Raw genomic sequence first — 408 nt, 5'->3', positions numbered from 1 at the left:
CAGGACGATCCGTCCGCCCGGCGCACCGATCCCCCCACGGACACGGCCACGACGGACGGGCCGACCACCGACGGGCCGACCACCGACGGGCCACCCGTGGCCGACCAGTACGCCATTGCGGACCTGGTGAAGGAGGTGGCGCTCGATTCGTTCCCGGGCGCCACGGACCCCGAGGTGAGCGCTCGGTCCTGGAGCACGGCCGCAGACAACCTGACCGACAACTTTCCGCGCGACCTCGCCGTGGGCGAACGGGCCGAGGCGACGTCGTGGACGGTGCGCACCAGCATCGACGACCGGCGGCTCGACATCCGCGCCGAGCACGAGCCCAGCGACGGAGGGTCGTACTACGACTGGAAGTGCGCGGACCTCCAGTCCCGCGGCGACGTGCTGACGGAGTGCACCGAGGTC

Annotated in this window: 1 protein-coding gene; it reads left to right on the top strand. The window is 72.1% G+C overall.

From position 1 onward, the window contains the following. Positions 1-96: 96 nt before the first annotated feature. Positions 97-408, top strand: a 312-nt coding sequence (locus ACOADB_RS14115; RefSeq protein ID WP_378599686.1) for a hypothetical protein, incomplete at its 3' end; no start/stop codon positions are given.

It is taken from the genome of Nocardioides sp. CPCC 206348, assembly GCF_048654705.1.
GTDB lineage: Bacteria > Actinomycetota > Actinomycetes > Propionibacteriales > Nocardioidaceae > Nocardioides.
This window is presented reverse-complemented; position numbering and strand designations above follow the sequence as displayed.